The 7,242-nt window shown below is 52.2% G+C and carries 6 protein-coding genes; 1 reads left to right on the forward strand and 5 read right to left on the reverse strand.

Features of this window, described 5'->3' with window-relative positions; translation table 11 throughout:
- Window positions 1-72 precede the first annotated feature (72 nt).
- From lnt to miaB, 5 genes are all read right to left on the reverse strand, one after another.
- Window positions 73-1,572, reverse strand: coding sequence for an apolipoprotein N-acyltransferase (gene lnt, locus ACEN2G_RS11810; protein ID WP_442021751.1), 1,500 nt, complete (start codon window positions 1,570-1,572; stop codon window positions 73-75).
- Window positions 1,573-1,625: 53 nt separating this feature from the next.
- Complete coding sequence (corC, locus tag ACEN2G_RS11815; RefSeq protein ID WP_442021753.1) at window positions 1,626-2,507, reverse strand: CNNM family magnesium/cobalt transport protein CorC; 882 nt, start codon at window positions 2,505-2,507, stop codon at window positions 1,626-1,628.
- Between the two features lie 9 nt (window positions 2,508-2,516).
- Entirely contained in the window at window positions 2,517-2,993 is a 477-nt protein-coding gene (ybeY, locus tag ACEN2G_RS11820) for an rRNA maturation RNase YbeY (protein ID WP_442021755.1), read from the reverse strand.
- A 15-nt stretch (window positions 2,994-3,008) separates the two neighbouring features.
- Window positions 3,009-4,049, reverse strand: coding sequence for a PhoH family protein (locus ACEN2G_RS11825; RefSeq protein ID WP_442021757.1), 1,041 nt, complete (start codon window positions 4,047-4,049; stop codon window positions 3,009-3,011).
- A gap of 84 nt (window positions 4,050-4,133) precedes the next feature.
- Window positions 4,134-5,564: a tRNA (N6-isopentenyl adenosine(37)-C2)-methylthiotransferase MiaB gene (miaB, locus tag ACEN2G_RS11830; protein ID WP_442021759.1), complete on the reverse strand. Its 1,431-nt coding sequence runs from the start codon at window positions 5,562-5,564 to the stop codon at window positions 4,134-4,136.
- Between the two features lie 212 nt (window positions 5,565-5,776).
- Here miaB and ACEN2G_RS11835 point away from each other — a divergent pair, with 212 nt between their 5' ends.
- The gene (locus tag ACEN2G_RS11835) at window positions 5,777-6,973 is read left to right on the forward strand and encodes an FAD-dependent monooxygenase (RefSeq protein WP_442021761.1); all 1,197 of its coding nucleotides are present in this window, start codon (window positions 5,777-5,779) and stop codon (window positions 6,971-6,973) included.
- The last annotated feature ends 269 nt before the right edge of the window (window positions 6,974-7,242 follow it).

The raw sequence follows: 7,242 nt of genomic DNA on the forward strand, positions 1-7,242 counted from the left end.
AAATGCCGCATCACATGATGCGGCGTTTTTGTATCTCACTTGGGCGCTTGGTGCTTAGCGTCGGGCGCTGCGTTAGCTTCTTGCTCTCATGCGCAGGTTTTGTTGGGCGGCTAAGCGTTGTTGGCGGCCGTGAAACTGGCGGCGGCCTTGGGTGATGCCCACCAGTCCACTGATCAATAACCAAGCCAGTAATGGCGTGCTGCCATAGCGGGCATAAGGGGTGAGGCCAGTCATGCCGGTCACCTTAGCTTGCAATACGCCGGTTTCAAACTGGGGCAAGCTGGCGGTGATCTGACCCTTTTCATCGGTGACCAAGGTGACCCCATTATTGGTGGCACGTATTAATGGCCGGCCTAATTCCAGCGCACGCATGCGGGCAATTTGCTGGTGCTGCCAAGGGCCCCAAGACTCGCCAAACCAAGTATCGTTGGATACGGTGAGCAAGTAGTCGGTGTCGGGCTTCATGTTAGCGCGCACTAAACGGGGAAAGGCAACTTCATAACAAATGGCCACGCTGAGCTGCTGATCTCCGACGCTTAAATCGGGCTGTTCCGCTTTACCGCGCGCAAAAGATGACATGGGCAAATCAAAAAGTGGCGCTAGAGGGCGTAACAAGTCACCAAAGGGCACAAACTCGCCTATCGGTACTAAATGCTGCTTGTAGTAGCGATTACTGTGGTTCAACCCATAAGGAATACTATTTTTGCCAAGGGTAATGACGGCGTTATAGATGTCACCCGAGGCAGACTCTGAGACTAGACCTGTGATCAAGCTTTGCTTACGATCACGCATCAAGAGATCCACTTGCTCCAACCAAGGAGCGAGTTCTTGCTCAGTGCTGGGCAGTGCCGACTCAGGCCAAATGACGACGTCCGCATCCCGCTCTGGCAAGGTGAGGCTAATGTAGCGCTGTAAACTTCTTTCTAATTGGCCTGGGCTCCACTTAATGGACTGTTCAATATTGCCTTGTACCAGTGCAAAGTTACTTTCTGTAGTAGGCGTGACCCACTGCACACTGCCGCTGCCATAGGCTAAGCCCCACAGCAGTATGGCGGTAAAGCCTGGCCATAAGCTGATTTTACGCTGCAACAATAGCCAAATGCTGGCGGCAGTAAAAATGAGTAGCCAGCTAATACCTTGCACGCCAACCACAGGGGCTAAGCTGGCTAGCGGGCCATCGACCTGACTGTAACCAAACCATAACCAAGGGAAGCCGGTCATGACCCAGCCTCGTAACCAGTCGGCAACCACCAACAGGGCGGGTAACACCAGCAGGGCACGCCAAGTGCGAGAGGGCACTAAGCGTTGCGCCAGCCAAATAGCGGCGGCGGTATACAAACTTAAATACGCGGCTAACAAGCCCACCAAAACGGCAGCCAACCACAAGGGCAGGCCGCCAAAAATGGTCATGCTGTTATGGATCCACCACAAACCCACGGCATAAAATCCCATGGCCCAGATAAAGCCTTGCCGTGCGGCTCGCCCAGCGCTGAGATTTTGGGTAGTGGCATATAGACCCAAGATGGACACCAAGACGAGTGGCCAAATATCAAAGGGGCTGAAAGCAAACACACCTAAAGCCCCGCTCAGCAGGGCTCCAAGGCTAAGTAATAAGTGGCGCACTTTTATAGGGTATCCGAGGTGGAGGAGTCTTGAGTACTGGGGAGCTTAACCTGTAATTGCAGCAAACGTCGACGATCCGCGTGGGCCACCTTAAAGACAAAGCCGTTAATTTCGAGCTGTTCACCTTTAGCGGGCAAATGACCGAAGGCGTGCATCACGAGTCCGCCTACTGTATCTGCCTCTTCATCACTAAAGTCGGTATTAAAGAATTCATTAAAATCTTCGATGTCGGTAAGGGCGGCCACTGCAAATACCCGCGACGTAATTTGGCGGATTTCAGCGGTTTCTTGCGCATCAAACTCGTCTTCTATATCGCCGACGATCAACTCCAGAATGTCTTCTATGGTCACCAAGCCCGAGACGCCACCAAATTCATCAACCACGATCGCCATGTGATAGCGCTCTTGGCGAAATTCTTTGAGCAGTTTATCGAGACGCTTACTCTCAGGCACCACCACGGCCGGGCGCAGTACCTTGTCGATGGTGAAGGTATTATCGTTAAGACCGTAGCCATATTGCAGCAGATCCTTGGCCAGCAATATGCCCTCTATGTGGTCTTTATCTTCATTTACCACCGGAAAGCGCGAATGGGTAGACTCGATAATCATGGGCAAAAATGAGGACACGGGCTGAGATTTCTCCACCGTCACCATTTGTGAACGCGGGATCATAATGTCTCGCACTCTGAGCTCGCTCACCGCGAGCACGCCTTCAATCATGTCTTTGGTATCTTGATCGATAAGCTCTCGTTGACTGGCTTCCATGATCACTTCTACTAACTCTTCACGGTTCTTCGGTTCGCCCTGAAAAAGTTGGCCCAGTTTCTCTAGCCAATTTTTCTTAACGGACGAACCGTATTCTGAGTTCGAATTGTCGTCGCTCATTGACCTAATTTAACCTTCATCATCTAAGTAGGGATTGGCAAAGCCAAGGGTAGCCAGAATGGCAATTTCTTTTGCTTCCATTATGTCGGCTTCATCATCTTCAATATGGTCATAGCCCAGTAAATGCAAGCAGCCGTGTATCACCATGTGCGCCCAATGGGCGGTGAGCGGTTTAGCCTGCTCAATGGCTTCCCGCTCCACCACTTGGCGACAGATGACTAAGTCTCCCAATAAGGGCAGTACTATGCCGGGCGGGGCGTCAAAGGGGAAAGATAGCACATTGGTGGACTTATCCTTACCTCTATAGTCACGGTTAAGCTCTTGGCTCTCTGCTTCGTCCACCAAACGCACCGTCACTTCGGCCTCTTCGCGCTCGTCTGCCAGTGCCGCTTGCAGCGCGGCTTGCAACCAAGTCTCGAATTCAGCTTCGCTCGGCAAATCCGGTGTCTCATCACAGGCGACTTGTAAATCTAACCACAACTTCATGATGTTCCTTGTTCTCTAGTTTTGCTTGTCGTTTAGAGCGGCTTGGTCGTTTAGCTCTGCTTGCTGATTGTCGAAGGCTTCGTATGCGCGCACTATGCGCGCCACCACGGGGTGGCGCACAACATCTTCTGCATAAAAGAAGTTAAAAGAGAGGCCTTCAACGCCATCCAGTATTTCTATGGCGTGGCGCAAGCCGGACTTAGCATTACGCGGCAAGTCGATCTGGGTAATGTCGCCGGTGACCACGGCTCGCGAGTTAAAGCCGATGCGGGTTAAGAACATCTTCATTTGCTCAAGCGTGGTGTTTTGGCTTTCGTCGAGAATAATAAAGGCATCATTTAAGGTGCGACCGCGCATATAGGCCAAGGGCGCCACTTCAATCACATTGCGCTCAATCAGCCGCTCGACTTGCTCAAAGCCGAGCATTTCAAAGAGGGCGTCATACAGCGGGCGCAAATAAGGGTCGACTTTCTTGCTTAAGTCGCCGGGCAAGAAGCCCAGTTTTTCACCGGCTTCTACGGCGGGGCGGGTCAATAAGATGCGCCGCACTTCTTGGCGTTCCAAGGCATCTACCGCCGCTGCCACGGCTAAATAGGTTTTACCTGTGCCGGCAGGACCAATGCCAAAGGTAATATCATGGCTTAACATATGCGCCATATAATGCGCTTGATTCGGCGTGCGTGGTTTAATGAGACCGCGCTTGGTCTTAATATTCACTGACTTGCCGTACACATGCTCGATATCCGCTGTGTCATCTTGATCCAATATCTTGCCTTCTTGAATGGCTAAATGCACCACTTCTGGCGTGATATCAGGCACGGCTTGGCCGCGCAGCGGTTGGGTTTCCACATACAAATGCTTTAATAAATCGGCGGCTATGTTCACCTGAGCCAGAGTGCCCACTAGGGTGAAATGCTGATTAATATGATTAATTTCTATGCCTAAACGACGTTCAAGTTGCTTGATGTTGTCATCAAGCGGGCCACAGAGGCTGGCCAAGCGCGCGCCATCGGCGGGCGCTAATTCAAGTTCTAAAGTAGTCACGGCAGAGGTCAAATTAACTCCTGTTATTCAATAAACGTGAGGAGTAAATGGTGAGGCGAGAGGGGAAACGTCTTTGCCTCACTCCTTACGGATAAGCTAAGGCGTAAACGTGGCCACACCGGTGGCATCGGGTACGCCATCGGGGCGCCGTTCTAAGATGCTCTGCGGTGAGGTCTGTACGCGTAAGCCCATTTCATCTTCACCGCGAATAAACTGACCGCGCAAGCTATTGGGTCTGGCTTCGATAATTTCTACGTCGGCAAAACCACCAATCAGGGTATGGGCACCTTCGAAATTCACCACGCGGTTATTCTCGGTACGGCCACGCAGCTCCATCGGATTCATCTTAGAAGGGCCTTCGACCAAGATGCGCTGGGTGGTGCCGAGCATTTGACGGCTGATCTGCTGCGCTTGATTGTTGATCTGGGTTTGTAGGCGTGCCAAACGGGCTTTTTTCTCGTCCAAGGGGACATCATCGGGCAAATCGGCGGCCGGCGTGCCGGGGCGGGCACTAAAGATAAAGCTGTAGCTCAAGTCAAAGCCCACGTCTTTAATCAGCTGCATGGTGCGCTCAAAGTCGTCTTCATCTTCACCGGGAAAGCCGATGATAAAGTCGGAGCTCACTGTGATGTCTGGGCGTACCGCACGCAGTCGACGGATTTTAGACTTATATTCCAACGCCGTGTGCGCGCGCTTCATCAGCGTTAAAATGCGATCCGAGCCACTTTGTACCGGCAGGTGTAAAAAGCTCACCAATTCAGGCGTGTCTCTGTAGACCTCAATAATGTCGTCGGTAAACTCAATCGGATGACTGGTGGTGTAGCGCACGCGGTCAATACCATCGACAGAGGCGACTAAGCGCAACAATTCAGCAAAGCTGCAAATGCTGCCGTCATGAGTCTCGCCACGATAGCCGTTCACGTTTTGGCCTAATAAATTCACCTCGCGCACGCCTTGATCGGCAAGCTGGGCGATTTCGTAGAGCACGTCATCCATAGGGCGGCTGACTTCTTCGCCGCGGGTATAAGGCACCACGCAAAACGAACAGTACTTAGAACAGCCTTCCATGATGGACACGTAGGCGCTGGCGCCTTCGGCTCTGGGCTCGGGCAAGTTGTCGAATTTCTCAATCTCGGGGAAGCTCACATCTACCTGAGCGCCGTTCCCTTCGAGCACAGCTTTGATCATGGCCGGTAGGCGATGCAGAGTCTGCGGACCAAATACTAAATCCACGTAATGGGCACGGGCGCGAATGGCTTCCCCTTCTTGGGAGGCCACGCAACCGCCTACGCCTATGACTAGCTTAGGGTTGATCATCTTTAGCGGGCGCCAACGGCCTAACTGATGGAACACCTTTTCTTGCGCTTTCTCACGAATAGAGCAGGTGTTTAGTAGCAGTACATCGGCTTCTGTTGGGTCGTCGGTGAGCTCATAGCCGTGGGCGGCATCCAGCAGATCGGCCATCTTAGATGAATCGTATTCGTTCATCTGACAGCCCCAGGTTTTAATGTGAAGTTTTTTGCTCATGGCTCTCTTGAGATAACGGCCGCCGTTGACATGACAGCAATGGACATGACGGCAAGGGACATGGGATCAGGGCGCAAATTCTACTCCTTTATGGCGCGAGTGACCAGATAATATCCAGCCCAACACCCTGCCACACAGAGTAAGAGACGGGCAGATAAGCGCCGAGTTTGTGTTACTTTTACGATAGAATGAGAAAAAAGCGTGAGGTAGCCATGGACATGCAACAAATGGATATGCAACAGCAAGAGTGTGACATTGCCATTATTGGCGGCGGTATGGTGGGCGCCTTAGCCGCAGCGTTATTGGCGCCTACTGGGTTGTCGATTCGACTGATAGAAGCCAAACGGCCCACGGAGTTTAACCCAGAGCAGCCACAGGATTTGCGGGTATCCGCCATTAGCGCCACCTCGGTGGCCTTATTAGAGAAGGCGGGGGCGTGGCAACGTATTCTCGACATGCGCGCTTGGCCTTATCAACGACTTGAAGCCTACGAGTGGCAAGGTTTTCATACTGAGTTTTCTGCCGCCAGCGTGAACTGTGATTACCTCGGCTACATGGTGGAAAACCGCCTGATCCAACTCGGCCTGTGGCAAGCCTTGGCGCAATACCCAAACGTGACCCTAGATTGCCCCAATGGGCTGGAAGCGCTGCACCAAACCGAAAGTGGCGCGTTCCTCACGCTCGCACATGGCCAACAGCTTAACGCCAGCTTAGTGCTTGCTTGTGACGGTGCCGAGTCCTTTACTCGGCAACTCGCCGGCATTGGCATCAGTGCTTGGGATTACGGCCAACGATGCATGCTGATCAGCATAGAAGCGGATCAATTAGAGTCAGATATGACGTGGCAGCAATTTACGCCTAGCGGCCCGCGTGCCTTCTTGCCCTTGGGTAAGGAGCAGGGGTGTTTGGTCTGGTACGACCAAAAACAGCGGATTCAGGCATTGGCCAAATTAGACAACGAGACGCTGGCCGAGCAAGTGATGGCGAATTTTCCACCGCGCCTAGGCAACTTTAAGGTATTAAGCAAAGGTAGCTTTGCGCTGCGCCGCCGCCACGCCAATCAATATGTGAAAGGACGCGTGGTGTTACTGGGTGATGCGGCACACACTATAAATCCATTGGCAGGGCAGGGCGTTAACTTGGGCTTTAAAGACGTGGCCGCCATTGTTGATTTGGTGAGCCAAGGTGCTGAGGCGCAATTAGACATTGGCTCTGTTGAGCGTTTAGCGCGCTATCAGCGCCGTCGTCGGCCCGATAATCTGTTAATGCAAACCACCATGGATGTCTGCTATCACGCTTTTAGCAATGATATTTTGCCACTGAAAATACTGCGTAACTTAAGTCTTAGGGCGGCTCAGCACAGCGGGCCGTTAAAAACTCGCGTCATGAAGTATGCGATGGGGCTTTAAAGGCAGCAAGAAGCTTGAAGCTGAGAGCTGGAAGATAAACATAACCCCCGAGTCGCAAGACTCGGGGTTTTTCTTTGTATTTAATGTTAGTCAAACGCCGAATAGCAAAAAGTCAGCACTAGGCTGGCTTTTTACTTAATGGCTGGGGTACCGAGAATCGAGCCTGGGCACTGAGGCCGAGATCAAAACCCACTGCCTTGCCGTAGTTTAGATAGGTGCCAAACGCTAGATAGCAAAAAGCCAGCACTAGGCTGGCTTTTTACTTAATG

The sequence above is a fragment of the Oceanisphaera sp. W20_SRM_FM3 genome (assembly GCF_052119705.1).
Taxonomy (GTDB): domain Bacteria; phylum Pseudomonadota; class Gammaproteobacteria; order Enterobacterales; family Aeromonadaceae; genus Oceanimonas.

Coding starts and splice junctions, on each gene's coding strand:
- corC (WP_442021753.1), bottom strand. CDS start 2,507: ATGAGCGACGACAATTCGAACTCAGAATACGGTTCGTCCGTTAAGAAA.
- ybeY (WP_442021755.1), bottom strand. CDS start 2,993: ATGAAGTTGTGGTTAGATTTACAAGTCGCCTGTGATGAGACACCGGAT.
- miaB (WP_442021759.1), bottom strand. CDS start 5,564: ATGAGCAAAAAACTTCACATTAAAACCTGGGGCTGTCAGATGAACGAA.
- ACEN2G_RS11835 (WP_442021761.1), top strand. CDS start 5,777: ATGGACATGCAACAAATGGATATGCAACAGCAAGAGTGTGACATTGCC.